Annotated in this window: 1 protein-coding gene; it reads left to right on the top strand. The window is 43.5% G+C overall.

Annotated features, from left to right (window positions below; genetic code table 11):
- Positions 1-322: 322 nt before the first annotated feature.
- The coding region (locus tag OK414_RS29730; RefSeq protein ID WP_264363581.1) for a reverse transcriptase N-terminal domain-containing protein at positions 323-706 on the top strand (384 nt) is incomplete at its 3' end.

Here is a 706-nt window from a genome sequence, read left to right on the forward strand (position 1 = left end):
ATGCGTCCCGCATCTTACCCGGAGTAAAGAACCTACCTACCCCTATCGTATCTGTGGAATGTGGAACTTGGTAAGCCCTATGTCATCTGCGCAAGCAGTAGGATGACTGCAAAGTCAAACGATGTGACAGAGGGTATGGGATATGGGAAAAAGCGAAAGCCGTTACCCTGAAAAGGGACAGGAAATCAAGAACATTGTATAACTGGACGGATACTGTCGTCTTCACAGACAATGACAGGCTCGAAAGAGCGCCTACTTCTCATGGGTCTTCAACACGAAAATAAATTTGTGGCTATCTTCTAACGAAAAGGAGCGTGCTGTTATGAATACCTCTCTACGAGCGTCGGCGCACGTCTCGCATAAAGGTTGGTACTCTATTGATTGGAATACTATACAACAATATGTAACGAAGTTACGACAAAGAATTTATCGTGCCGAACAACAAAATCAACGAAGAAGAGTAAGAAAACTTCAACGTTTACTCCTCCGGAGTAAAGCTAATTTATTACTCTCCATTCGCAGAGTAACGCAACAAAATACTGGTAAGCGAACACCTGGTGTAGACGGCTATACGGCCTCACAACCAAACGAACGTATCAAACTGTATCAAGAACTACTAAGACGTAATGTTTTTCAGCATCGCCCAAAACCAGCGAAACGAACGTTTATCGCTAAGAAGAATGGGAAATTAAGACCCCTCGGTATT

The sequence above is a fragment of the Priestia sp. JV24 genome (genome assembly GCF_025910025.1).
In the GTDB taxonomy this organism is placed as follows: Bacteria; Bacillota; Bacilli; order Bacillales; family Bacillaceae_H; genus Priestia; species Priestia megaterium.